The following is a 24649-nucleotide window of genomic DNA, read 5'->3' as shown; positions in this document are numbered from 1 at the left end:
TCGGAGCGCCACACTGTCCGCCGCGATTCGCGCGCGGACCGTGCGCTGGATCGGGTCCACGCGGGGCACACGTCAGAACTGTTCGAACGTGGAAAGGACTGTGGCACGTGCACTCCCTGGATTCATCGCCGGACGCGGCAGCGCGGGACGGTGGTCGTTCGTGACGGCCGCACATCAGATTCTCGAGCTGACCGACGAGTTCTATCAGGATCCGCACGCCGTCTACCGGACGCTGCGCGAACGCGGACCGATCCACCGTATTCGGCTGGACGGGGTGGTGGGCTGGCTGGTCGTCGACCACGAGGTGGCCAAGCAGGCCTTCGTCGAGCCGAGCATCAGCAAGCGGATCGGATCACCGGAAGGCCAAGCGGTACTGGCCAAACACGGTGCCGCCGAGATGTTCAATGCCGCCATCAACGACAACATGCTCTTCGCCGACCCACCGCAGCACACCCGGCTACGCAAGCTGGTGTCGAAAGCGTTCGCCGGCCGTGCCATTCGCGAGCTCGGCCCGCGGATCACCGAACTGGCCGATGGTCTGCTCGACGAGATGGCCGGACACCACACCGTGGATCTGCTCGACAGCTACGCCTTCCCGCTGCCGATCGCGGTGATCTGCGAACTGCTCGGCGTACCGGACGACGACAAAGACGACTTCCGTTCCTGGACAGCTGTTCTGGTGAACGATGCCGCCCCGATCGAGGACCGCACTACGGCCGGGATCAGCTTCTTCACCTACCTCACCGAGCTGATCGCCGCCCGCACCGATGATCCGCGCGAGGACCTGCTGTCGGAGCTCATCATCGCCAAGGACGACGACGACCGGCTCGATCAGCAGGAACTCATCGCGATGCTGTTCCTGCTGCTGGCCGCCGGTCACGAAACCACCGTCAACCTCACCGGCAACGCGGTGCTCGAACTGCTGCGCGACCCGGCCACCGCGGAGCGGCTGCGGCGCGACCCGGAGGGCATCCCGGCCTTCCTCGACGAGGTGCTGCGCTGCCAGGGTCCGGTGCACCTGGCCACCGCGCGCTACACCACGGCGCCGATCACGTTGGGCGGCCAGGATATCGAGGCCGGCGAATTCATCATGATCTCCCTCGCCGCCGCCAACCGTGATCCACGCCTGTTCAATGATCCGGACCGGATGAATCCCGGCCGCACCGACCATCGGCATATCGCCTTCGGCCACGGCATCCACTACTGCCTCGGCGCCGCCCTGGCCCGCACCGAGGCGACCATCGCCCTCACCAGGCTGCTCGACCGCATCCCCACCCTGTCGCTGAACGCCGGGTTCGACGACCTGGTGTGGCGCAAGAGCCTGCTCATCCGGGGGTTGGCCGAGCTGCCCGTGCGGATCGCGCCGGCGTCGGATTCGCCTGCGCTCGCGTTCGCGATGGAATCTTCGGCACCGTGACGGCGCGGTGGGATGCGGGCGCTGTCGCCCGCATCGCACCGAACGGGACCGGTCGAGTGGAGGCGCGATCTGCCCGCGACGTACGGTGCACAGATGTCCCAGAAGCTGTCTCATGGTGTGTCGGGTGCGCTTCGACGTTTCGCCGGGTGGGTTGCCCGCGGATCGGTCGGCCATCCGATGCTGGAAGGCATCGACTACTGGGATGAACTGAAGGACTCGCCGTCCCAGATGGAGATCTGTTTCGCCATCTTCGTGAATGTCCTCGAACTGGACGAATCCGGCGAGCCGATCAACGAGAAGTATGCCGAGCGGCGCGCTGCCACGTGGCTGTATCGGTACTGCACCGGTGAGCTCCCGCCAGGTGAGCCGGCGCTGGAGTCATGGGAATGTGAGCTCTATTGATCCGAGGGGAATACCGGGCACCGGCCCCGGTCTTGCACCGAACATGACCAGTGCTGAGCTGTTGATCGACGGGTTCGGGCGGATCCGGGAGAACGTGCGCGGGGCAGTGGAGGGGTTGACGGGGGCCGAGCTGGGGGCGCGGCTCGATCCGGAGGCCAACTCGATCGCCTGGCTGGTGTGGCACCTGACCCGGGTGCAGGACGACCACATCGCGGATGTGGCGGGGACCGAGCAGGTGTGGACCCGCGATGGCTGGGTGCGGCGGTTCGGGTTGCCGTTCCCGGCGGCCGACACGGGGTACGGGCATTCCGCGGCCGAGGTCGATGCGCTCGCGCAGGTGCCTGCGGAGCTGTTGCTCGGCTACCACGACGCGGTGCACGCCCAGACGGTCGACTACGTCGGCGGGCTCACCGATGCCGATCTGCCGCGCGTGGTCGATACCCGGTGGGATCCGCCGGTCACGCTCGGTGTTCGGCTGATCAGCGTCATCGACGACGACATCCAGCACTCGGGCCAGGCGGCGTTCATTCGCGGGATTCTCCTGCGCCGCCGATAGCGCGGCGCGACCAGCACCCGCCGCTCTGTCCGGCACCCGGGGGCCGCGATATCGCCGCGCCGCCCGCCCGCAGCGCTGTGTGGCACAAAATGTTCAGGAGCGGTTGAGCTCGGGGATGGGGGAGCGGGCAGTCCAGCGGTTGTGGGTGCGGTGTACGTCGACCGGGTGGGCGAAGGTCGCCGAGATCGTTTCGGTGGTGATGGTCTCCTCGGCGGTCCCGCACGCCACGGTACGGCCCGCAGCGATCAGCAGGGCGTGGGTCGTGGTGCTCGGCAGCTCCTCGAGGTGATGGGTGACCAGGATCGACGCCACTTCCGGATGGGTCCGGTCGAGCGCGTCGATCGTCTCCAGCAGCTGTTCGCGAGCGGCGACATCGAGGCCGGTGGACGGCTCGTCGAGCAGCAGCAGGCGCGGATCGGCGATCAGGGCGCGGGCGATCAGGGTGCGGCCGCGCTCACCCTGTGACAGCGTCGGCCATATCTCGCCGGCCTTACCGGACAGGCCGACGGTGTCGATCATGGCGTGCGCGCGAGCCAGATCGTCGGCCGATGGGCTCCAGCGCATCGGGGTATCGATCGTGCCGGTGAGCCCGGTGAGCACCACCTCCTGCACCGTCAACGGATACCGCAGGGGATGGCGCGGGTTGACATGCCCGATGGATCGGCGCAGCCGCTGCAATTCCACCCGTCCCAGCTGCTCGCCGAGCACATGGACCGTGCCGGAGGTCGGGTGGGTGACAGCGCCGCACAATCCGAGCAGGGTGCTCTTGCCCGCACCGTTGGGCCCGAGTAGTGCCCAGTGTTCGCCGGCGTGCACGGTCAGCGAGATGCCGTCGAGGATCTGTTTGCCCTCGCGCCGGAAGGTCACCTCGGTCAGATCGAGCACCGGTGTGGTCACGAGAACGCCTCCTTCAGGGCGGTGAGGTGGGTGCGGCTGAATTCTGCTGCCGCCGTGGGGTTTCGGGCCGCGATCGCGTCCGCGAGCTGTTCGTGGGCGGCGTGATCGGCTCGCTCGGAGGGGACCGGGCGGATCTCGAGCATGTCGATCATCGCCAGTCGCAGGCGCGGCAGGAATGCGTCGAACAGCTGCACCAGGATGTCGTTGTGGGCGGCGACGAGGACCGCGCGGTGGAACTGCATGTCCGCGTCGACGTGCTCGGCGACCGTCTGCCCCGGTACGTTCCGGCCGGCCAGCGCGCGCCGGATCGCCCGCAGGTCGGTGGGTGTGCGCCGGTGCGCGGCCAGGGCGGCCGCCTCGGCTTCGATGGCGATGCGGGCCTCGATCACCGAGGCGATGGTGGCGCGACGCAGCACGATGTCCCATTCCTCGCTGACATCGAGTGCCGTGACGAACACCCCCGCGCCCTGTCTGCTGGCCAGCACGCCCTTGCCCGCCAGCTCGCGGATCGCTTCGCGCACCGTCGAGCGGCCCACACCCAGTTGCGCGGCCAAGGTCGTCTCGCCGGGGAGCCGGTGTCCCAGCGGCCATTCGCCGCCGCGGATGCGTGCCAGCAGCAGTTCGGCTGCCTGCTCGGCCAGCGGATGCCGGCGTACCTGGCTGTCCATGCGCCAACCTCTCTACTTGTCTGAGGAGTTGTGTATAGTCTAGGCCATGCTCGCGTACCGCCTGCTCCTCGACCGCCACGGCGGGGCCTGACCGATCGGCCACCCCGCCGTGGGGTTTCGTCGTCGGCCGGTCACCTCCTTTCGTGACGGCCGCACGGCCAGGAAGCAGAACCATGACATCGCGTGCATTCCCCACCATCGACACGCCGGCGGGCCGCATCCCCGCGCAGGCTCCCGCGTGGAACCGGCAGCGGCATTCGCAGATGCCCTCGCACCGCTACCGCAACGTCTACGAACGTGTGGATGTGCCACTGGTGCACCGTGATTGGCCTTCGGCGCAGATCGTTGAGGCGCCGCTGTGGGTGCCGGTCGACCTGCGTGACGGCAATCAAGCGCTGGCCGAACCGATGGATCCCGAACGCAAACGGCGATTCTTCGAACTGCTGGTCGCCATGGGGTACAAGGAGATCGAGGTCGGCTATCCGTCGGCCTCGCAGACCGATTTCGATTTCGTGCGGTTGCTGGCCGACACCGATATCGTGCCGTCCGACGTCACCATTGTGGTGTTCACGCCCGCCCGGCGGGACCTGATCGAACGGACCGTCGCATCGGTGCGTGGACTGCGCAACGAGGTCGTCATCCACATGTACACCGCTACCGCGCCGGTATGGCGCAACACCGTGCTCGGCAAGGACATTCGTGAACTGCGCGACATGATCCTGGCGGGCGGACGCGATGTGCTCGAATTCGCGGGCGATCTGCCCGATGTGCGCTTCGAGTTCTCCCCGGAGGTGTTCAACTTGACCGAACCGGGTTATGTGCGCGATATCTGCGATGCGATGACCGAGCTGTGGGATGCCAGGCCCGAACGGCCGGTGATCCTCAACCTGCCTGCGACGGTGGAAGTGGCGACGCCGAATGTGTACGCCGATCAGATCGAGTACATGCATCGCACCTTGGCGCGGCGTGACGGCGTCATCCTGTCGGTGCATCCGCACAACGATCGCGGCACCGGCATCGCCTGCGCCGAACTCGCCGTGCTGGCCGGGGCGCAGCGGGTGGAGGGCTGCGTGTTCGGCAACGGTGAACGCACCGGCAACGTCGACATCGCCACCCTCGCCTTGAATCTGCACGCCCAGGGTGTGGACCCGATGATCGACTTCTCCGATATCGACGAGATCCGCCGCACCGTCGAACACTGCACCCGGCTGCCCATCCCCGAGCGCCATCCCTACGTCGGCGATCTGGTGCATACCGCGTTTTCGGGCACCCACCAGGACGCCATCAACAAGGGACTGGCCGAGCACCGTGCCCGCGCCGCCGCCACCGGCCGCCCCGAACGCGAGCTCGACTGGCAGGTCCCGTATCTGCCGATCGACCCCGCCGACCTCGGCCGCAGCTACGACGCGGTGATCCGGGTGAATTCCCAATCCGGCAAAGGTGGCATCGCCTACCTGCTGAACAGTGAATTCGGCATGGACCTGCCGCGGCGCCTGCAAATCGATTTCGCCCGGCACGTACAGCAACACACCGACGGCACCGGTGCCGAGATCACCGCGGCCGAGCTGCGCGAACTGTTCGACCGGACCTACCTGGCCACCGGTTCCGCCACCGTGACCCTCGACCACTGGCAGTCCGGCGAATCCACTACCACCATCACCCTGACCGCCGACGGGCGCACGCACACCACCGACCATCACGACGTCGGGCCGATCGACGCACTGGCCTGCGCGCTCCGGGACATCGGCCGCCCGGTGGAAGTCCTGGCCCTGCATCAGCAATCGCTCGGAGCAGGCAATGCCGGTCCGGCCATCACCTACCTCGAGTACCGGATCAACGGCCGAACCGGATGGTCGTGTGGCCGTAGCGATTCCGTGCTGACCGCGTCCATGGCCGCGGTGATGGTGGCCGCGAACACGGCCGTGCCCTCGATGATCTGACGGTCGGCGGTGCGGTGGTCGCCCGCGATCATCGCACCGCCCGGTTCGCTCCGGGGCAGCTCGGTGCCCCGGGGGAGTGCAGCCGGCCGCATTCGGCCGCGGCGCAGCCGGCGGATGTCCTACTCGCCCGTCCGTCCGTCGATGCGTTCGCGGAGGAAGTCGGCGTGGCCGTTGTGGCGGGCGTATTCCTCGATCATGTGCAGGTAGATCCAGCGCAGGGTGTATTCGGTGCCGGTGACGGGGTGGTGGCAGCGGTGGTCGAGGGGGAGGGCGGCCACGGCGGCGTCGGCCGCTTCGATCTCGCGGTGGTAGGTGGCGAGGTCGGTGGCCGGGTCGGAGTCCGGGACGTCGTCGAAATCGCCGTCGGGATTGTCCTCGGAGCAGTAGAGGTAGCCGAGGGATTCGCCGGCGGCGGTGACGCGGAACCAGCCGCGTTCGTTCTCGGTGAGGTGCCGGACGAGACCGTGCAGGGACATCTTCGACGGGGCGACGCACCGTTGCGCGAGCTGAGCGGCGTCCAGGCCCGCGCATTTCAGCAGCAGCGTCTGGCGGTGGTAGGCCAGCCAGGACTGCAACATCGGCCGTTCCTCGGCCACGGACAACGTCTCGATCCGATCGATCTCGGGGGCTATCCATGCCACCGGGGGACTGTACCGCGCGGGCCACGCAAGCGTGGGATGAATTTTCGGCGGCGCCGGACTCACCGGGCGGCGCTGAACCGATCCGCCGCAGAACCGCGCAGACGACCTGCCGGGAGGCTGCGTCCGCACAACACCAGCAGCAGGTCTTGGGCGCGGCCGGTGAGCGGGGCGCCGGTGCCGTAGGTCCAGTCGAGGTCGTCGGCGCGCAGCTGGATGCCGTCGAGGTCGACGCCGAAGTACTTCACCTGCTTCGGCCGCACCGATTCCAGCACCGGTCGCAGCCGATGTTCGGGCAGCACGTCGTCGAGGCCGAGGCCGACGGTGATATCGAGGCCGTGGATGATGTCGTGGCTGAGGGCGCCGACGTAGCCACCGCCGGGCGGCTTCCATGGGTGGTGCACGTTGTCGTGCAGGCAGGTCAGCAGCTGTGACGAGGTCATGTGCGCCGCGTCGGCGCGGGCGCTGCGATCGGACATGCGGTTGAAATTGCCGCCTGCCCTGATCATGCCGAGGACGAACCGCGGCAGCGAGAGCCGGTACGGCATGGTGATGTGGGCGACGACTTCGCGCACCCGCCACCCCTCGCACAGCGTCGGCGCGTCCCAGCCCGTTTCGTCCAGCCCACCCAGCACCTCGGTGAGATATCGGCGTTGCTCGGCGACCACCGCCCGGACATCGGTTTCGGTCATTGTCGACTCCTGTTCGTCGCGCATCGGCCGGCCGCGCACACCGGCCGTTCAGGGATAGGACCGGTCGAGAGGACGGAATTCATCGGCGAGCGCGGGATGAGGCCGGCGCCGTCCTGTCCCGGCGCAGCTGCCCGGTCGGCGAGGCGATCGCGGTGAGTGCGGGCGACCTCGGCGCGCGGGCGGGCGCGTTCTGTGCCAGGATTCGAGGTCGGTTGCACGCGAGGAGCGACTCGGGTCCGAGCCGGTCGCCGGGAGGAACACCGATGCCGACGAGAGCGCTCACCCAGCAGACCTTCGACCAGGTCATCGCGAGCAACCACATCGTGCTGGTGGAGTTCTGGGCATCCTGGTGCGGCTGGTGCACCCGTTTCGCGCCGGTCTATCAATCCTCGGCCGATACTCATCCGGACATCGTGCACGCCACCATCGACGGTGAGGCCGAACCCGGCCTGGTCGCCGCCGCCCAGGTCGACAGCTATCCGTGGCTGATGGGTTTCCGTGAAGGCCTGCTGGTGTACTCGCAGGCCGGCTACCTGCCCGCCGGCCACCTCGAAGAACTGGTCCAGCAGATCCGCTGGATGGACATGGACGCCTACCGCCGCACCATCGCCGACGCCGCCCGCACCCAGGCATCCCCACCGCAGCCCGCGCCGCAGCAGGCCGCCCAGCCCCGGCTGGCGGGCTTGGCGCCCGGTTCCTCCCGGTACGGGTGGCCCGGTCTCTGAGCCGAATCCCGTCGCACGCACGATCCACACCCCCGCGCCATGAGAATTCGTGGCGGTCGGCGGGCCCCGCCCATCCGCTAAGGTATGCGGCAGTTTCGTGGAGGGATTGCGGGTGGATCGACGGCTGGCGGTGGGGCAGGAGTTCGCCGGTTATCGGATCGAACGGCTGCTGGGGGAGGGCGGCATGGGGCAGGTGTACCTGGCGCATGACCGGGATCTGCCTCGGATGGTCGCGTTGAAGCTGCTCAGCCCCGTAATCGGGGACGACGACGAGGTGCGCGCACGATTCCTGCGGGAAGCCGATACCGCGGCGCGGCTCGCGCACCCGAATATCGTCGCGGTGTATGCCAGGGGGCAGGAGCAGGACCGGCTGTGGATGTCGATCCAGTACATCGAGGGCACCGATGTGGCGACCGCACTGCGGGAGGGGCCGATCCGGCCCGCCGACGCCGTCCGGATCACCGAGGAAACGGCGAAGGCCCTCGATCACGCGCATCGGTTCGGTGTGTTGCACCGAGATGTCAAACCCGCCAACATCCTGCTGGAATGGGGACCGCAACGGCAGGTCTACCTCACCGATTTCGGTATCGCGAAGGCCCTCGACCGCGTCGACGGCCTGACCAGGACCGGGGAGCTGTACGCCAGTTTCCATTACGCGGCGCCGGAGCAGTTCGAATTGCGCGCCGACACCGACCACCGCGCCGATGTGTACGCCCTCGGCTGCACCCTCTACTACATGCTGACCGGGGAGCTGCCCTATCCCGGGGCCAGCACCGGTCAGCTCATCGCCGCCCACCTCAACGCACCGGTGCCGCGTCCGAGCGCGCGCAACCCGGCGGTTCCACCGGCCTTCGACGACGTCATCGCGAGAGCCATGGCGAAGAATCGCGACGAAAGATACGGCAGCTGTGGTGAATTGGCGGCCGCTGCCCGCCGGGCATTGACCGCGCCGCGCGCGACCGGCCCGACAGCGTTGTCTCCGAACGCCGCGCCGGGAGCCGGATCCGGCGACCGGCCCGCGGTCGCCACTTCCGCGATGAACCGGGCGCCGGCATCGCGATGGCGCACCGCACGCAAACCACTGGCCGCGGCGCTCGCCGCCCTCGCGCTCTTCGCCGCCGCCGCCATCACCGCGGTGGTGCTGCGCGGCGGCGGCGACCCGCAGATGCCCGCACCGCCCACGCCGCCCGCCGGGGCACAGGCGGCCGCCGAACACGCGGCCTGCGAGTACAGCAAGCTGATGGCCACCTACGACTACGACGATCCCGACAGATGGGAGCAACGCGTCTATGACGGCGCCACCGGCGAATGGGAAACCCAGGCGCAGGGGGTGCTGCCGGTGGTCGGGATGCTCGTGGCCTCCGACCCGATCCGGTCACGTGCCGCCGACGCCGCATGCACCGCCACCATGAGCGCTGCCGACACCGTCGCCGACGTCGATGTGCTGCTCACCCAGATCAACTCGCCGCCGGGCAAACCGGAGGAGACCGAGCAGATCTCGATGTCGGCTCGCATGGAGCTCGTCGATGGCCGATGGCTGTGCAGCAGGCTCATCACCCCGCTGCTGCCCAACTGACGGCGACCCGTGATACCGAGACCGGCCGGTATGTGATCGTGGTCTCGGCCGGCCGAATCCATACTGCCCGTGGGTGCACCGCTCCTAAGCTGTACCCGCTGCACGATGGAGGTTGATCTTGACGGTCGAGGTGCCGACTCACCCCGGGACCGGCGCGTTGCGGGCCGGTCGGGATCCGGTGCCACGCCCCGAGCCGCCGGTCTCGATGATCGAGCGGATGACCCTCATCCTGGACGCTTTCGACGGTGCCACCCCGATACTCACCCTGCACCAACTGGTCGAACGCACCGGCTTGCCCCGCTCCACCGTCCACCGCATCCTCGATCAGATGATCCGGCTGCGATGGCTCGCGCACGCACCCGGCGGCTACCGGCTCGGCCTGCGCGTGCTCGAACTCGGCGGTTTGGCCGCTGGGCACAACGAAATCCGCGACGCGGTGAGCCCGCTGCTGCACGACCTGTGCAGGCACAGCGATCTCGAACTCGTCGGGCACCTCGGTGTGCTGGACGGGCGCGAGGTCCTCTACCTGGACAAAGTGGGCGGCCGGCATACCGCGAACGTCCCCACCCGGCTGGGCGGGCGCATGCCAGCGCACAGCACCGCTCTCGGCAAGGCCATGCTGGCCGCACTGGAGCCGAGTGTGGTCGACGCCTCGTTCCGGGAGCGGCTACCGCAGCTCACCGCACGCACCATCGGCGACCGCGTCGAACTACACCGTGAACTGGCCCGTATCCGGCACCGGCAGGGCGTCGCGGTCGACAATGAGGAATCGGTGCCCGGAATAGGTTGTGTCGCGGTGCCGGTGCGCAGGCGGGGGATGGCGGTCGCGGCTCTGTCGCTGAGCACCCGGGTAGGGGCCGACCGGTCCGCCACCGATATCAGCAGTCAGGCTCGCATGCTCATGAGTCTCGCGCGGGAAGCCGCGGATGTGCTGGCATCTCGTTTCTGACCGCGGCGTCACCACGCCCATCGGACGGCCGGGTCGTCACAGCGGAGTAGTCTTCGTCGCAGAAACCGTCCACACCGCTCGTCGTCGAGCACGAGGAGTGCGATGGAGCAGCAGGTCAGCGACAGGTATCGCCGATGCGGTGCTGGCGAGTGCGCACGCCGGGCCCGATGGGGAGCGGCCCGCGGGCATACACCTCAGCGATGTCCCGGCCATGAACTATCAGCGGCATCTGTTCCGGGAACGCGAGATCCGCTGCGTCACCGCCAATACCCGCGACGACGCGCACGAGTTCCTCGCCGCCGCGGGCCGGCAGCGCATCCACCTGGCCACCCACCCCGATCCGCTCGACGCCGCCGATCGCGCCCTCGGCGACCTCGCGCACGGACGATTCGCGGCGCCGCGGTGCTCGTTCCGTGACGGATCAGGACACGGTTGGGCGTTGAGTCGATATCGGTTGGCGCATCCGGCTTGACCCGGTAGGGCACCGTTCGTACCTTCGCGGATACGGCCGGGCCGGTGTGCCGACACCGTCTCCCCGGCAGGCACTTTCGGGTGTGAACGGCGGTGATCACGATGGCCGGACAGTGTGGTCGGACCATTATTCGTACTGCGGCAACATTATTCGCGGCAGTTCTGCTCGCGCTCGGTACCGGGTGCTGGAGTGCTGCGGCCAGGGGAGACGGCTGTGCGGCGGCGGAACTGGTCGTCGCCCGCGGCACCCATGAGCCGGGTTATCTCGGTGCGGTGGTGGGCGATCCGCTGTACGCCGCGGTGACCGAGACGGTTCCGGTGAGCGTCGGGGCCTATCCGGTGCGTTATCCCGCCGACCTGCTCGACCCGGGGTCGGTCGGCCAGGGCACCACCGATCTGGTCGGCCACCTCGTCGACCGTTCCGCACAGTGTCCGGGACAGCGCTACATCGTCACCGGGTACTCACAGGGTGCCCTCGTCGTGCACGGGGCGCTGGGCACCGGAGTGATGGCCCTGATGCCGGGAATCCGGCAGCTGCCGCCCGCGCTGGCGCCACGGATCGCCGCGGTGCTGCTGTTCGGTGATCCGCTGCGGCTCAACGCGTGGTCGGTCACCGACATCTATGCGGGCCGGACCAGGAGTTATTGCGCGCCAGGCGATCCGATCTGTGAGCTCGGCGCGATGAACCCGGACGCGCACGTCGGCTACCGCGACACCATCGCCGCGGCAGCCGACTTCGCGGCTCGCCTGCTCTGAGCTGCCGGATTACCAGTGCAGGCCCGGAACCACCCTGGCCATCCGCGCCGCCGGACCCGGCAAGGCCATGAGCGGCAGCAGGACCGGCGACAGCGCGGTCAACGGGTTGCGCGGCTGCTCGGCGAACTGATCGGCGGTGGCCGCACCGGGGCCTTCCGGCCGCGGCGCTACCCCGGCGGCGGCCTTCGATTCACCGAAGATCCGGTACCCCTGGTGCATGATCGTGCGCTTGACCGACGGCATCAGCAGCTCCACCGCCTGCGCGAACGTGCCGACCGGCGTGTCGATCCGGTCGGGGCGTTCGACCAGTGCCCGCACCACGATGGCCGCCGCCTGCGCAGGATCGGGGACCGGCAGTGAACGGTAGAGATCGGTCGGCGCGATCATCGGCGTGCGCACCAACGGCATCCGCACCGAGGTGAACGTGATACCCGCATCGCGATTCTCCACCGCGGCGATCTCACTGAAATTGTCCAGCGCCGACTTGCTGGCGACGTAGGCGGCGAACCGCGGCACCTTCGTCTGCACCGCGATCGAGGAGATGTTGACGATGTGGCCGAAGCGGCGCTCGCGCATCGACGGCAGCAGCGCCAGGATCAGCCGGACCGCGCCGAAATAGTTGACCGCCATGGTCCGTTCGAAGTCGTGCATCCGGTCGGTGGAATTGACCACCGAGCGGCGGATCGACCGGCCGGCATTGTTCACCAGGTAGTCGACCCCGCCGTGGTCGGCGAGAATCGTGGCGACCAGGGTGTCGACGGCCTCGGCATCGGTGATATCGCATGGATAGGCGTGCGCGTCACCGCCATCGGCACCCACCGCCTCCGCCGCGGCCGCCAACTCCGCGCGGCCACGCGCCACCATCAGCACTGTCGCACCGCGCCGCGCCACCGCATGCGCGGTGGCCAGCCCGATTCCCGACGACGCGCCGGTGATGAGCACTACCCGGCCGGTGAAGATCTCCTCGGCGGAGGCGGGCCGGTGACGATCCGGATCGAGGTTGGCGCGCCAGTACTCCCACAGCCGGGCCGCGTAGCTGTCGAACTCCGGCACCGGCAGCCCGCGCAGCAGCGCGCGGGTGGAATCGGAGACGAACTCCGCCGAGAACGACACGTGCGGCGCGACCGCGGCCGGAATGCCCACCCGTTCCAACAGGAAATCGCGCACCGCGGGCACGCCGGGCAGATGCGACAGCCCACTCAACGCGCGACGGCTGCCCGGCAGCGGACCCACGCCCGAGGGCGCGCCGGCCGCGGCGGCGAGCGCGCCGTAGATCTCACCGAAGGGTTGCGGGCGCGGATTCACCAGGTGGAACGTGCGCCCGTCCAGGCCCGGCCTGCGTACCAGCTCGACCATGGCCGCGGCCACGTAGTCGACCGGAACCACGTTGGTCGCGCCGAGATCGGGCAGCGGCAGCGGCAAGTCGGCGGGCAGCCCGCCGAGCGCGGCAATGGCGGGGAAGAAGTAGTAGGGGCCGTCGATCTTGTCCATTTCGCCGGTACGGGAATCGCCGACGATGATCGCCGGCCGATACACCCGCCAGCGCACACCCTGGGATTCGCGCACCATTTTCTCTGCCGCGAACTTGGTGCGGTGGTAGGGCGAGGTCAGGCGCTGCCCGAGATCGAAATCCTCTTCGAAGAACTGGCCGCGATGATCACCGGCCACCGCCACCGATGAAACGTGATGCAGCACCGCGTCGAGTTGTTTCGCCAGTGCCAGAACCGAATTCGTGCCGCGCACATTCGCTGCGTGCGCGGTGGTCTCGTCGGCGGTCATATCGTAGACGGCGCCGAGATGGATGATGTGATCGGCGGCGGGTGCGGGCTCGGTGAGTCCGAGGCCGTCCGCGGTCAGGTCGCCGACCAGCGGGTGCAGCCGTTCCCTCCCGCGCCAGCGAGTCGCCAGCGAGGCGAACTTGGCCAGCGATTCGGGGCGAACCAGCACATGCACCTGTGCGTCCGGTTCATTGTCCAGAATTCCTTGCACGACACGACGACCCAAAAATCCGGTACCGCCTGTCACAATAAAAGAGACCACTGTCTACCCCTGCTGTTCACTCGAAGCCGTTGTCGCACAGAGCTGTCCGGCATGCAGCGGTGAATGCGGACAATCGAAGATTTCGACCCCCCGAAAGATTTCGCCGGGCCGAAAGTAGGAACACCTTCGTCCTGACTGATCGGAACAGTAATCGGGGTTACCCGTCGGTAGCAAGCCGGATGGGCGCGGAGTCGTTGTGGGAATGGTCACGACGGCGCCGACGGGGATTTTGTGTGTTACAACAGTTTTCAGATAAGGATTATGAAACCGAGGGTGACAGATAACCGAATCGCCCGTCCAGAGCGGACAATCGGTCGCTTGACCAGATGTCGCCTACCGGATCAGGACGGCCGTCGCGTAGGGAATTCCTCGGCCAGCTCCTCGAACACGGCGGTATTCATCGCGAAGGCCCGCTGACCCTCATCGAGGACGCGGCGACGCTCCAGATCGTCGAGCGGAATCCGGTCCAGCAGCGCCCGGTACTCGCGTTTGAACGCGGCCGGGTTGCCGACGCCGTCGAAGACGTAGAACCGCACACCATCACCCCGGTGGGGCAGATTCCACAGTTTCTCAGCGGTCCCGCGGATGACCTGGCCACCGGACAGGTCGCCGAGGTAGCGGGTGTAGTGGTGGGCGATATAGCCGCCCGGCCACTCGCGCGCGCACTCATCGATGCGCGCGGCGTAGGCGGCGGTGGCGGGCAGCGGTTCGAGCCCGTCACGCCACCGCGGGCCGGCCAGATGGGCGAGGTCGCGTTCGAGTTCGGCGGTGCGAGCCAGCTCGGGACGGATGAACGGCCCGGCGATCGGGTCATCGGCCAAAGCGTCCCAGCGGCCCTCCAGCGCGCGGTAGATGAACCAGAGCTGGCCGGTGTAGCGCAGGTAGGACTCGACGCCGAGTTCGCCGCCGAGCATGTCGGAGATGAACGAGGAGTTCTCCGCCTCTTCGTGCTGACGGGCGGTGGCGCTGCGGATCTGCACCGAGAACGGTAGCGGCTCCGCGGTAGCGTGATCGGTCTCCGACACATTCGGACCGTGCGACATATCCGAAACCACCTCACCCTCACTGAAACCGTCTGCGCGGCCGGCCGCGGGCCCGGGCACGCCGTGGCGGGACCGCGCCGCGGCGGACCGATCGCTTCGACGATACCGGCTCACCGATATTCCCGCGATGGGCTCACTTCTGCTTGCGGAGGTAGGGCGGGATCTCCTTGCGCAGGTACGGCGGCAGTCCGGCGGGCCTGCGACGGCGCCGGACGATGGGCCGGCGCAGGTTGCCGAAGCGGCGCAGCACCGGCGGGCGCACCACCGTCCGGTCGAACCATTCGCCGAGGGTGACACCGGCGGCCAGCGCACACCCGACACCGAGGGCGGCCAGCAATTGATTGGCCCCGATCAGCAGTTCGTCGTTGAGCGTGCCGTACAGGCCGCGATAGACGCTGAGGCCCGGCAGCAGCGGGGTGATGCCCGCGACCGCGACGATCAACGGCGGGGTCAACGCGCGCCGCGCCATCAGACCACCGGCGAGGCCGATGATCGTGGCCGCGGCGCCGGAGGACACCACCGGCCCGAACCCGGCGTGCTGAACCAGCAGGAAGACGACGGTGCCCACCGCGCCGCTGAGTGCGGCGGCGGCCAGTGCCCGGCGCTCGGCGTAACAGGCCAGCGCGTAGGCCAGCGCCGCCACCGCACCGGCGAGCAGTTTGGCAGGCAGATCGGTGAAGACCCGGGCCGGAGTGAGATCCAGCGGGGGTGAGGTGGCACCGAGGATCTGGCCCATCCGCAGCGCCAGCGCGATCCCGGCGACGATGCCGCCGGTCATCATCACCACCTCGAGCATGCGTGCCGCCGCGGTGATCGGGCTGCCGGTGATGGCGTCCTGCACCGAACCGACCAATTGCAGACCACTGAGCAACACGGTGATACCCGCCGCGATGATGAGCGTCGGGTCGACGTCGATGCCGAGCGGTTCGGCCAGCGTCGCCAGCACGATCGCGGGTGCGGCGGCGATCGCACCGCCGACCATGTGCTGGAAGAAGAAGGGCAGTCCGTATCGATTGAGAATCCGGTTGACGCGGTCGATCGCCGCCGTGGCGGCGAAGCTGATCACCGCGACCAGCGCACCGGCACCGAGCAGCACCGCGATCGAGGCGGCGAGCAGTGACCAGCCGAAGGTCGCCACCCAGCGCGGATAGGGGTGTGGCGCCGAGGTGATGGCGTCGAGCGCCGCACGCGCGTCTTCGGGGTCGACGATCTGGGTGCGGATGCGCCGGGTCAATCGGTCCACCGCCGCCAGCCGGGTGAAATCCATCCCCCGGTAGTGCACGATGCGCATGCTGCTGGCCGGCGGCAGCGAGCGGCCACGGTCGGCCCAGATGCGGATGGCGTCGAAGGTGACATCGACATCGCAGCGCGCCAGACCGTAGGTGGCCGCGATGAACCGGACGGTCGTGGTGGTGTCGTTGACCGAGGTGCCGGAGGCCAGCACCACCTCACCCATCCGCACGGCGAGGTCGAGCACCTCGGCGACCTTGGCGTCGTCGGTGAGGTCGATCGGCTGCAGCGGCGTCGGAGCGGCGACGATGGTGTCGGCGGTCGCCTGCCGGTCACCGACCAGCCGTCCGAAGGCCTGCGTCACGACCGGCAGCCGGAGAATTCTGCGTCGTCGTGGACCACGCGCCGCGAAATCGTCGACGCGTGGTTCGCCGATGTCTCCTCCCGAGGGCGCGCCAATAGCCATAGCCGTGAAGGTAGTCACCCCGACCGGGCCCGCGCATCGTGATACCCGCAACCGCAGGCAGACGCGGTATCCGCCGTCCCGGCGGCCGGGGCGAACCGTGCTGTGGTGACCGATCTCGCCCCGCGTTCTTTCGGCCCGGCGCCGACGGATGCGGCTATGGTCGGGTCATGGCTACCGGCAGCGCATCGACGGCAGATCACCTTCGTGAAGCCCTGGACGGACCGTGGGGCGAGGTCCGGGAACAGGCAAGGGAACAACTGGCTGGCGACCGGTTCGCCGGCGATCCCGAACTCGACCACCGCGCCGCACGGGCCAGGGTGCTCGAGCAGATGCGGGCGCTGGCCGGGCTCGGTATCGCCGAACGCGGCTTTCGCCGGGAGAACGGCGGTACCAGTGAGCCGGGCGCGGCCGTCGTCGGGCTGGAAATGCTGGCCTACACCGACCTGTCGCTATGGGTGAAATCGGGCGTGCAGTGGGGCCTGTTCGGCGGCGCGGTGGAAAACCTCGGCACCGAGCGGCATCGCGATTTCATCAAACGGCTGATCTCGCTGGATCTGCTCGGCTGCTTCGCGATGACCGAATCCGGCCACGGCAGCGACGTCGCCAATCTGGAGACCACCGCGACCTACGATCCGGCCACCCAGGAATTCGTGGTGCACACCCCGACCCCGTCGGCGCGTAAGGACTACATCGGCGGCGCGGCCGAACACGCCCGCATGGCAGCGGTTTTCGCGCAGCTGATCACCGCCGAGGGCAAGCACGGCGTGCACTGCCTGCTGGTGCCGATCCGCGACGAGCAGGGCAACGACCTGCCCGGCGTCACCACTTCTGACTGTGGGCTCAAGGGCGGGCTGCCCGGCGTCGACAACGGCCGCATCGTCTTCGACCACGTGCGCGTGCCGAGGGAGAACCTGCTCAACCGCTACGCCGACGTCGCACCGGACGGCACCTACAGCTCCGAGATCGAGAACCCGAGCCGCCGGTTCTTCACCACCCTCGGCACCCTGGTGCGCGGCCGCGTGAGCGTAGGCGGCGCCGCGGCGGCAGGCGCGCGGGTGGCGCTGAGCATCGCAGGCCGCTACGCCCTGAAGCGCCGGCAATTCGGCGACCCGGACGACGGCGGCGAGATCCTTCTGCTGGACTACCGCAATCACCAGCGCAGACTGCTGCCGCTGATCGCACGGTCCTACGCGCTGGCCTTCGCGCAGAACGACCTGGTCCGGCGCATGCATCTGGTGCAGACCGGCCAGGACCTCGATCCGGGCGCCCAACGCGCGCTGGAGAAGCGCGCCGCGGGCCTCAAGGTCGCCCAGACCCGGCACGCCACCCGTGCCATCCAGGAATGCCGCGAAGCCTGCGGCGGCGCCGGCTACCTCACCGAGAACCGCCTGGTCACCCTCAAGGCCGATACCGATGTGTTCACCACCTTCGAAGGCGACAACGTCGTCTTGACCCAGCTGGTCGCCAAGGAACTGCTGACCGCCTACTCCGATGAGGTGCGCGATCTCGACGCGCTGGGCTGGGTGCGCTTCGCCGCCACCATGGCAGGCGATGTGGTGCGCAAGCGCTCGGGCGTGCGTCAGCTGATCCAGACCCTGCGTGATCGCGGCGACGAATCCGTCGACGAGGGCGATCTGTCCAAGCGCGCGGTCCAGTTGCAGTTGTTCGCCGACCGCGAGGACTATCTGGTCCGCACCGCGGCGCACCGGCTGCGCGCGCGGGCCGAGGAGACCAGCCCGTTCGAGGCGTTCAACAACGCGCAGGATCATATTCTGGCCGCGGGCTCGGCCCATATCGATCGGCTGGTGCTCGAGGCGTTCATCGAGGGCATCAGCGGAATCGAGGATCCCGACGCCCGCGCCTTGGCGGAGACGGTGTGCGATCTGTTCGTCTACGCCACCCTCGAAGAGAACCTGGCGTGGTTCATCATGCACAGGTTCATGTCGGTCGAGCGGGGCAAAGCCGTGCGGCGCGGAGTGAACGAACTCGTCGACCGGTTGCGCCCGGACGCGCTGACGCTCATCGAGGCGATGGGCGTGCCCGAATCCATGCTGCGCGCGGCCATGCTCGACGACGCGAGCGTCTACGAGCGGCAGTGAGAGGGTAGGGCCTGTCTCGTCCGCGCCGAGTGGCACGATGCGCTCGGCGCGGGTCCTGCACGCCGGGCTCGGGGGCGATCCGAGTCGGGCCGCACCCGCTCGGCGCGTGGATCGTCACCCGGACTGCGCCGTACGACGCTGCACCTGCGCGATCCCCGAACACAGCAACACCGACATCGCGATCGCCGCACCCGCGCCGCCGATGATGTCGGTGGCATGGTGATAGTCGAGGGCGATCATGCCGATAGCCGCCGATACCCACGCCACCACCGCGCAGCCGGCGATGATCAGCCGCGCCCTGGTGGATTCGATCAGCACCAGAAACGTCGTCGCGACCGCTACCAGATGCACGGTGTGCCCGCTCGGATAGGCGAGATAGTCGTGCAGTGGACGACCCCAGAACGGTTTGAGCGCCCAGGTATTGAGCCCGGCCGCGACCTCCGGCACCGCCACCATGCTCGCGGCGCGCCACCAGCGCTGCTGCCAGCCGAACCAGGCGGCGCCGGCCAGCATCAACGCGATCACCACCCAGGTGTTGCTCGCCAGCGCCAGCACCTCGGCGACCCACGGCCGGGGATCGAGGGCGGCGCTGATCGGTTCGCCGATGCGCTGATCGAGGCCGGTCGGCCCGCCGTCGGGCGGGAAGCTCAGCGGAATCGCGACGGTGGCCGTGCCCGCGACCGCGGCCGCACCCCACGGGCCGGTTCGGTCGGGCATCGGCGCGTCGGGTGCGGTATCCGGTCCACGCGCCGCGGGTTCGCCCGTTCCGGGTGCTGCGATCACCGCAACGACGATAGTCACCGCCGCCGACAAGCGCCTACGGACCGTAGGTGAGGATGGCGGTGATCACCATCCACAGCACCCAGGCGAAGGCGATGACCATGCCGACCGCGAGGGTGGATCGCATGAACGCGCGCCCGAAATCGACGTCGCCGCGCTCCGGCGGATACAGCTTCCACGGGCTGTACCAGGGCGCTTGCAGCACCTTGGGCTTGGCGGCCTCGCGTTCGGCCTGCGCCAGCTCCTCGGCGTAGGCCTCGGCCTGCGCCTGCGCCGGGCCGCCGTGCCACAGCGTGATATCGATGGGGCCGAGGAATCCTTCGTTGAGCAACTCCTGTGGGGCGGGCAGATACGGCAGGATGCCGAGCCCGCGGAAGGCGATCGCGACGTCGTTGGCGGTCCAGAGGTGGTTCTCGGCCTGGGCCAGGGTGTCGAAGTAGTGCCGCAGGCGCTCCGGATCGTCGCCGAGAATGGCATCGAAACTCGGGTCGCTCCAAGCTTGTTCGAGCTGTATCCGGGCGCCGCGCATCGGCACGATCAGCGCCACACCGTGCACCGCGCGTTGGCCGAGCCCACGGGCCGCCAGCCAGTTCTGGAGCGCGAAGGTGTGATCGCGGGAGCGTTCCAGGGGGGTGCGCCGGTCCTTGTTCTCCCAGACGGCGGGCTCACCCGAGACCGTCCACGCGCCGTTGAGCGGGATCTGCAGCACGCCCTCCTGGCGTGCCATCAGTGCTTCGGCCTCGATCACCACGCAGCTGGTCGGCGTCCAGATGACCGCATCGAACTGATGCAGGGTGTCCTGATGGAACAGGCTGCAATTGATGGTGGCGACCCCGTGTGGGCTACCGGGGTCCTTCCAGGTGCGCAACCAGTCGATCAATGCCCGTTCGGCATTGGTGCCTGCGCTGTTCTGCACTCGCACGAGCATTGGCGACCGCCCTTCACGTCGACACCCGGTACCGGACAGGATACGAGGCGGGTCGGCGCCGACCCGAGATTTGCGGCTCCGCGCTGTGTCCGGGGCGGACGGGCGTGGCGCCGGTCCGAAGGCTACCCGTCCGCGGGCTCCGCGGGAAGTTTTCCGGCGCGCACCGCGGCGACCAGCTCGGCATGATCGGCTTCGGTGCGGTCGGCGTAGCGCACCGCGAATTCGGCCACCGCCTCCTCGAAACGTTCGTCCTCGCCGAGATATCCGGCGGTGGCGCGTGGGTCGAGCGACCGGGTGTGCGCACGGGCCAGCAGTGCGCCCGCGAGCCTGCCGTAATCGTCGAGATCCTTCGAATCCAGTTCGGCAGGGTCGATCGCGCCCTTGAGGTTGCGGAATTGGCGCACCACGAACGGCAGTTCCCGCTCGGGTTCCTCGGCGGTCGCGGGCACCCGCATGCTCGTCCAGCCGAGCAGGATGTCGGTCTCGGCCTGAACCAGCCTGGCGCCCTGCACGATTCGCTCACCCTCGTGGCGCGGCGGGGCCGGCGCGACGAAGGGCGTCAACGCCGACGGATTGGCCTGCTTCAACTGCAGCACCAGCACTTCGCCGTCGTTGCCGTGCAGCAGTGCGACGTAGCTGTGCAGGCCGACGCTGCCCGTCCCGACGATACGAAACGCGATGTCGGACACCGAGAATCGGGCCAGCAAACCCTGCCTGGACTCGCGCAGCGTGCTCCCGTAGTTCTCCAGCGCGTCGATGGCGGCCTCGGCCACCGCCTCGTCGACATGGGTCAGAATCGGCGGATCGTTGACGAAACGCTGCTTACGAATGCCGGTTTCGTGGTCGTCGAGGTGCTCGGTCCATTTGGCGACCACCTTGGCGCTGGTGTTCTTACGGGCCTTCTTCGCCGCCTTCTTGAAATCGTCGAGCAGATCGTCGGCCTTGGCCTTGCTGATCATCGATTCGTCGGGCAGGGCGGTCCAGGACTCCATGAACGGCATCTCGGCCAGCGCGGCGATGGTGCGACGGTAGGAACGCACCGCGTCTCGCGCGGCATCACGGCAGTCGTCCTCGCTGGAGCCGCCCTCGCGCCCGGCCAGCACCAGGCTCGCCGCCAGCCGCTCCAGGTCCCACTCCCATGGCCCGGCCACGGTCTCGTCGAAGTCGTTGATATCCATGACGATGTCGCCGTGCGGGGTGCCGTAGAGGCCGAAGTTGGCGGCGTGCGCGTCGCCGCACAGCTGGGCGGTGAGCCCGGTGACCGGCCCGGCGGCGAGGTCGGCGGCCATCAGACCGGCCGCACCGCGATAGAAGGTGAACGGCGAGGTGGTCATCCGTCCGATTCGCAGCGGGACCAGATGCGCCAACCGGCCCGCATTGCTCGCCGCGACGAACGGGAGCACGCCGGGGCGATCCGGGGCGGCGGCCTCGCGATCGCGCGCGCTGAAGGGCACCTGTTCGCGCAGTGCCGCGCCGCGGGCGCGGACGTCGTCGGCGGAGACGTGGCTGCGGAGGTCGATTCGACTGCTCATCACCGCGTACGCTACCGACTCCGGCGCCGCGTACGGGTGCCCGGTACGGGAGTGAGCCCGCACGCACCCCGCACGGGGCCATGTGATGCCCCCAGGTGCGGGCCGGATGGCGCGTGAGAGCGCCGATGCGGTATGCACGGGGCTGTGACAAGCGAATCGGGGACGACCGAATCCGGCCGGGGTGCCGAGCGCGAGGTGTTCGGCGGCGTCTTCGCCGACCGCATCCTGACCGTGCCCAACGCGCTGAGCGTGCTGCGGCTGATCGGCGTACCGGTGTTCCTGTGGCTGATGCTGGTCGAGCATGCCGACGGCTGGGCCTTCGCGCTGCTCGTCGTCAGCGGCGTCACCGACTTCCTCGACGGCAAACTGGCCCGGCTGCTCGACCAGTCCTCGAAGCTGGGCGCCCTGCTCGATCCGTTCGTCGACCGGCTGTATCTGGTGACCACCCTGGCCGCCTTCGTGATCCGCGGACTGATCCCCTGGTGGGTGGCGGCGCTGCTGATCGGCCGCGACCTGATCCTGACCCTGACCCTGTCGGTGTACCGGCGCCGCGATCTGGATCCGCCCGAGGTCATCTATCTGGGCAAGGCCGCCACCTTCGCGCTGATGTCGGCGCTGCCCTGGCTGCTGGCCGGGCAGATGGACTGGCCGGGCGATGGTTTCGGCCGGGCCTTCGGTGGGGCACTACTGGTCTGGGGCACCGCGGTCTACGTCTGGACCGGCGTGCTCTACACCGGTAAGGCCATCGCCGTAGCACGGGCGATACCGCGCAGGACCGACCACTGATCCACGCTCGGACCGGCGCTCGCTATAGAGTTGCGTGCACCGTGCACAACGAAAGGATGCCTTGTGACCCAGACGCCCGAGGACCTGCGCTACACCGAAGAGCACGAGTGGGTGCGTCGGATCGGCCCCTCCAGGGTCCGGGTCGGCATCACCGACTACGCCCAGTCCCAGCTCGGTGACGTCGTGTTCGTTCAGTTGCCTGCCGTCGACGTCGATGTCGCGGCCGGTGAGAGCATCGCGGAGGTCGAATCGACCAAGAGCGTCTCCGACATCTATGCTCCCCTGAACGCGAAAGTTGTTGGGGCGAACCAGGAATTGGAGAACGCACCGGAGACCTTGAACACCGACCCCTACGGTTCGGGGTGGCTGTTCGAGCTCGAGGTGAGCGATGCCGCGGCGCTGGACACCGCACTCGGTGAACTGCTCGATGCCGCAGGTTATCAAGGAGTTATCGGGGGCTGACCCGGCCTTCCCAGTTCTCCCTGCACGGGTCCGCCCCGGCAGGGTACGGTCAATGCCAACGGATGTGCTGCCGGCCGCTGGTGGGTTGTGCGGCCGCGACTCGAGGTCGCGGCGGTCGAGGCAGCAACTGCCTTATCAGGTTCGAGGAGGAGAGAAACGGTGAGCGAGAACAAAGACCCGGGTTACGGGGAGACCGCGGCCGAGACGACGTCGGTCTTCCGCGCGGATTTCCTGAACGAGGTCGACGCGTCACGCTCCGGAGAGGCGACCGGCGAACAACCGGTCCAGGGTGTCGAGGGACTGCCCGTCGGCGCGGCCCTGCTGGTGGTCAAGCGCGGTCCGAACGCGGGCTCGCGGTTCCTGCTGGACCAGCCGACCACTTCGGCCGGACGTCACCCCGACAGCGACATCTTCCTCGACGACGTGACCGTCAGTCGCCGTCATGCCGAGTTCCGTCAGGACGAGGATTCCTTCCAGGTGGTCGATGTGGGCAGCCTCAACGGCACCTACGTCAACCGGGAGCCGGTGGATTCCTCCGAGCTGCAGAACGGTGATGAGGTGCAGATCGGCAAGTTCCGGCTGGTATTCCTCACCGGTCCGCGCGCCCAGACCACCGATTCGGCGGCGGGTGCGGGCAGCTTGTGACAGGCGGTGCGCCGGTACACGTGATCGGCGCTCTCACATGAAAGACTCGATGTCATGACGGGCGCGGCGCAGTGGGCTCGCGGAGGCATGTCGATCGGCTCCGTGCTCGACCTGCTGCGGCCGGATTTCCCCGACATCACCATCTCCAAGATCCGTTTCCTGGAGGCGGAGGGGCTGATCCGGCCCGAACGCACGCCCTCGGGCTACCGCAGATTCTCGGTGGCCGACTGCGAGCGGTTGCGTTTCGTGCTCACCGCGCAGCGGGATCAGTACCTGCCGCTGAAGGTGATCAAGGAACAGCTCGAAGCGATCGACAGTGGTGCGGCGACGCTCGGTGTGCGGGAAGCCCGCGCCCGGGCGCACTCCGTGCGCACCGAACCCGAACGTGCCGCCGGCGAGGGCGAGCGTGCCGCGGGGGAGCGGGCCGCGGCCCCGCGCAGGCTCGGCGTGGTTCCCGGCGAGATCTCCCCGGATGAGCTGCGCTTCGACCACGAGGTCCGGCTCACCCGCGCCGATCTGCTCGAGCAGGCCGGTATCGACGAGAAATTCCTCAACGACCTGATCCGGGCCAATCTGATCACCCCCGGCGCCGCCGGTTTCTTCGACGCCGACGCGGTGACGCTGGCCAAAACCGCTCGCGCGATGTCGGAGTTCGGTTTGGAGGCACGGCATCTGCGGGCGTTCAAACTCGCCGCCGACCGTGAGGCGGCCCTGGTCGCCCAGATCGCGGCCCCCATCGCCAAGAGCCGCGACGCCGGTGCGCGCGCCCGTGCGGAGGAGACCGTGCGTGAGCTGGCGGCGTTGTCGCTGACCCTGCACACCAGCCTGGTGAAGGCCTCGGTCCGGGCCTCGCTCGGCAACTGATCGCGCGGCGTTCGAGAGGGTCCGCAGCGGTGCTCGACGACCGCGCAACGCCGTGAACTCAGCCATCGCGGCACCGTCGGGAATTCG

Annotated in this window: 23 protein-coding genes and 1 pseudogene; 14 read left to right on the top strand and 10 right to left on the bottom strand. The window is 68.6% G+C overall.

Translation table 11 applies throughout. The features are described 5' to 3' along the window. The first annotated feature begins 100 nt into the window (after positions 1-100). The 3 genes from GV790_RS08450 (at position 101) to GV790_RS08440 (ending at position 2375) form a co-directional block, all read left to right on the top strand. The gene (locus tag GV790_RS08450; RefSeq protein WP_218586386.1) at positions 101-1417 is read left to right on the top strand and encodes a cytochrome P450 family protein; all 1317 of its coding nucleotides are present in this window, start codon (positions 101-103) and stop codon (positions 1415-1417) included. Between the two features lie 93 nt (positions 1418-1510). Further along, positions 1511-1819: a DUF7677 family protein gene (locus GV790_RS08445; protein WP_218586385.1), complete on the top strand. Its 309-nt coding sequence runs from the start codon at positions 1511-1513 to the stop codon at positions 1817-1819. Between the two features lie 43 nt (positions 1820-1862). Then, positions 1863-2375 carry a mycothiol transferase gene (locus GV790_RS08440; RefSeq protein WP_163812261.1) on the top strand — a complete coding sequence of 171 codons (513 nt, stop codon included), beginning with the start codon at positions 1863-1865 and terminating at the stop codon, positions 2373-2375. 93 nt (positions 2376-2468) lie between these two features. On the opposite strand, the gene GV790_RS08435 is transcribed toward GV790_RS08440, so the two are convergent. Both GV790_RS08435 and GV790_RS08430 read right to left on the bottom strand, forming a co-directional pair. Further along, positions 2469-3272, bottom strand: coding sequence for an ABC transporter ATP-binding protein (locus GV790_RS08435; RefSeq protein ID WP_163812259.1), 804 nt, complete (start codon positions 3270-3272; stop codon positions 2469-2471). Continuing rightward, positions 3269-3940 (bottom strand): FadR/GntR family transcriptional regulator, encoded by a 672-nt coding sequence (locus GV790_RS08430; RefSeq protein ID WP_163812257.1) that lies wholly within the window; start codon positions 3938-3940, stop codon positions 3269-3271. The genes GV790_RS08435 and GV790_RS08430 overlap by 4 nt, the downstream gene beginning before the upstream one ends. 173 nt (positions 3941-4113) lie before the next feature. Here GV790_RS08430 and GV790_RS08425 point away from each other — a divergent pair, with 173 nt between their 5' ends. Next, positions 4114-5880 carry a 2-isopropylmalate synthase gene (locus GV790_RS08425; protein ID WP_163812255.1) on the top strand — a complete coding sequence of 589 codons (1767 nt, stop codon included), beginning with the start codon at positions 4114-4116 and terminating at the stop codon, positions 5878-5880. A gap of 119 nt (positions 5881-5999) precedes the next feature. Here GV790_RS08425 and GV790_RS08420 read toward each other — a convergent pair whose 3' ends face one another. Then, positions 6000-6521: a DinB family protein gene (locus tag GV790_RS08420; RefSeq protein WP_163812253.1), complete on the bottom strand. Its 522-nt coding sequence runs from the start codon at positions 6519-6521 to the stop codon at positions 6000-6002. A 59-nt stretch (positions 6522-6580) separates the two neighbouring features. Further along, complete coding sequence (locus tag GV790_RS08415) at positions 6581-7210, bottom strand: maleylpyruvate isomerase family mycothiol-dependent enzyme (RefSeq protein WP_163812251.1); 630 nt, start codon at positions 7208-7210, stop codon at positions 6581-6583. Positions 7211-7473: 263 nt separating this feature from the next. On the opposite strand from GV790_RS08415, the gene GV790_RS08410 reads away from it, so the two are divergent. From GV790_RS08410 to GV790_RS08390, 5 genes and pseudogenes are all read left to right on the top strand, one after another. Then, positions 7474-7935, top strand: a complete 462-nt coding sequence (locus GV790_RS08410; protein WP_163812249.1) for a thioredoxin family protein — start codon at positions 7474-7476, stop codon at positions 7933-7935. A 112-nt stretch (positions 7936-8047) separates the two neighbouring features. Then, complete coding sequence (locus tag GV790_RS08405) at positions 8048-9511, top strand: serine/threonine-protein kinase (RefSeq protein WP_280211598.1); 1464 nt, start codon at positions 8048-8050, stop codon at positions 9509-9511. A gap of 118 nt (positions 9512-9629) precedes the next feature. Beyond that, positions 9630-10460, top strand: coding sequence for an IclR family transcriptional regulator (locus tag GV790_RS08400; protein ID WP_163812247.1), 831 nt, complete (start codon positions 9630-9632; stop codon positions 10458-10460). A 181-nt stretch (positions 10461-10641) separates the two neighbouring features. Then, a pseudogene (locus GV790_RS30520) lies at positions 10642-10877 on the top strand (alcohol dehydrogenase); the annotation flags it as partial. Between the two features lie 156 nt (positions 10878-11033). After that, the gene (locus tag GV790_RS08390) at positions 11034-11687 is read left to right on the top strand and encodes a cutinase family protein (protein WP_256673122.1); all 654 of its coding nucleotides are present in this window, start codon (positions 11034-11036) and stop codon (positions 11685-11687) included. 9 nt (positions 11688-11696) lie between these two features. Here the strand turns inward: GV790_RS08390 and GV790_RS08385 are convergent, their stop codons facing one another. From GV790_RS08385 to GV790_RS08375, 3 genes are all read right to left on the bottom strand, one after another. Next, positions 11697-13727: an SDR family oxidoreductase gene (locus tag GV790_RS08385; RefSeq protein WP_163812245.1), complete on the bottom strand. Its 2031-nt coding sequence runs from the start codon at positions 13725-13727 to the stop codon at positions 11697-11699. Between the two features lie 341 nt (positions 13728-14068). Next, positions 14069-14752: a biliverdin-producing heme oxygenase gene (locus GV790_RS08380; protein ID WP_280211592.1), complete on the bottom strand. Its 684-nt coding sequence runs from the start codon at positions 14750-14752 to the stop codon at positions 14069-14071. A gap of 151 nt (positions 14753-14903) precedes the next feature. Further along, the gene (locus GV790_RS08375; protein WP_218586384.1) at positions 14904-16466 is read right to left on the bottom strand and encodes a threonine/serine exporter family protein; all 1563 of its coding nucleotides are present in this window, start codon (positions 16464-16466) and stop codon (positions 14904-14906) included. Between the two features lie 167 nt (positions 16467-16633). Between GV790_RS08375 and GV790_RS08370 the strand changes: the two genes are divergently transcribed. Beyond that, positions 16634-18565: an acyl-CoA dehydrogenase family protein gene (locus GV790_RS08370; RefSeq protein WP_163812240.1), complete on the top strand. Its 1932-nt coding sequence runs from the start codon at positions 16634-16636 to the stop codon at positions 18563-18565. A 114-nt stretch (positions 18566-18679) separates the two neighbouring features. Here GV790_RS08370 and GV790_RS08365 read toward each other — a convergent pair whose 3' ends face one another. The 3 genes from GV790_RS08365 to GV790_RS08355 form a co-directional block, all read right to left on the bottom strand. Beyond that, on the bottom strand, positions 18680-19348 hold the full coding sequence (locus GV790_RS08365) for a phosphatase PAP2 family protein (protein ID WP_163812238.1): 669 nt from the start codon (positions 19346-19348) through the stop codon (positions 18680-18682). Between the two features lie 34 nt (positions 19349-19382). Next, positions 19383-20261 carry a nuclease-related domain-containing protein gene (locus GV790_RS08360; RefSeq protein WP_280212815.1) on the bottom strand — a complete coding sequence of 293 codons (879 nt, stop codon included), beginning with the start codon at positions 20259-20261 and terminating at the stop codon, positions 19383-19385. Positions 20262-20395: 134 nt separating this feature from the next. After that, the gene (locus GV790_RS08355; RefSeq protein ID WP_163812235.1) at positions 20396-21805 is read right to left on the bottom strand and encodes a DUF2252 domain-containing protein; all 1410 of its coding nucleotides are present in this window, start codon (positions 21803-21805) and stop codon (positions 20396-20398) included. 195 nt (positions 21806-22000) lie between these two features. Between GV790_RS08355 and GV790_RS08350 the strand changes: the two genes are divergently transcribed. The 4 genes from GV790_RS08350 (at position 22001) to ftsR (ending at position 24562) form a co-directional block, all read left to right on the top strand. Further along, positions 22001-22591 carry a CDP-alcohol phosphatidyltransferase family protein gene (locus GV790_RS08350; protein WP_104361077.1) on the top strand — a complete coding sequence of 197 codons (591 nt, stop codon included), beginning with the start codon at positions 22001-22003 and terminating at the stop codon, positions 22589-22591. A 63-nt stretch (positions 22592-22654) separates the two neighbouring features. After that, positions 22655-23053 carry a glycine cleavage system protein GcvH gene (gcvH, locus tag GV790_RS08345; RefSeq protein WP_163812232.1) on the top strand — a complete coding sequence of 133 codons (399 nt, stop codon included), beginning with the start codon at positions 22655-22657 and terminating at the stop codon, positions 23051-23053. A 159-nt stretch (positions 23054-23212) separates the two neighbouring features. Continuing rightward, complete coding sequence (odhI, locus tag GV790_RS08340) at positions 23213-23698, top strand: oxoglutarate dehydrogenase inhibitor Odhl (protein WP_036536402.1); 486 nt, start codon at positions 23213-23215, stop codon at positions 23696-23698. A gap of 54 nt (positions 23699-23752) precedes the next feature. Then, positions 23753-24562 (top strand): transcriptional regulator FtsR, encoded by an 810-nt coding sequence (ftsR, locus tag GV790_RS08335; protein ID WP_163812230.1) that lies wholly within the window; start codon positions 23753-23755, stop codon positions 24560-24562. The last annotated feature ends 87 nt before the right edge of the window (positions 24563-24649 follow it).

It is taken from the genome of Nocardia cyriacigeorgica (assembly GCF_010858045.1).
Lineage (GTDB): Bacteria > Actinomycetota > Actinomycetes > Mycobacteriales > Mycobacteriaceae > Nocardia > Nocardia cyriacigeorgica_E.
Note: the sequence above shows the minus strand (reverse complement) of the source record. Positions and strands in the feature narration are given on the sequence as shown.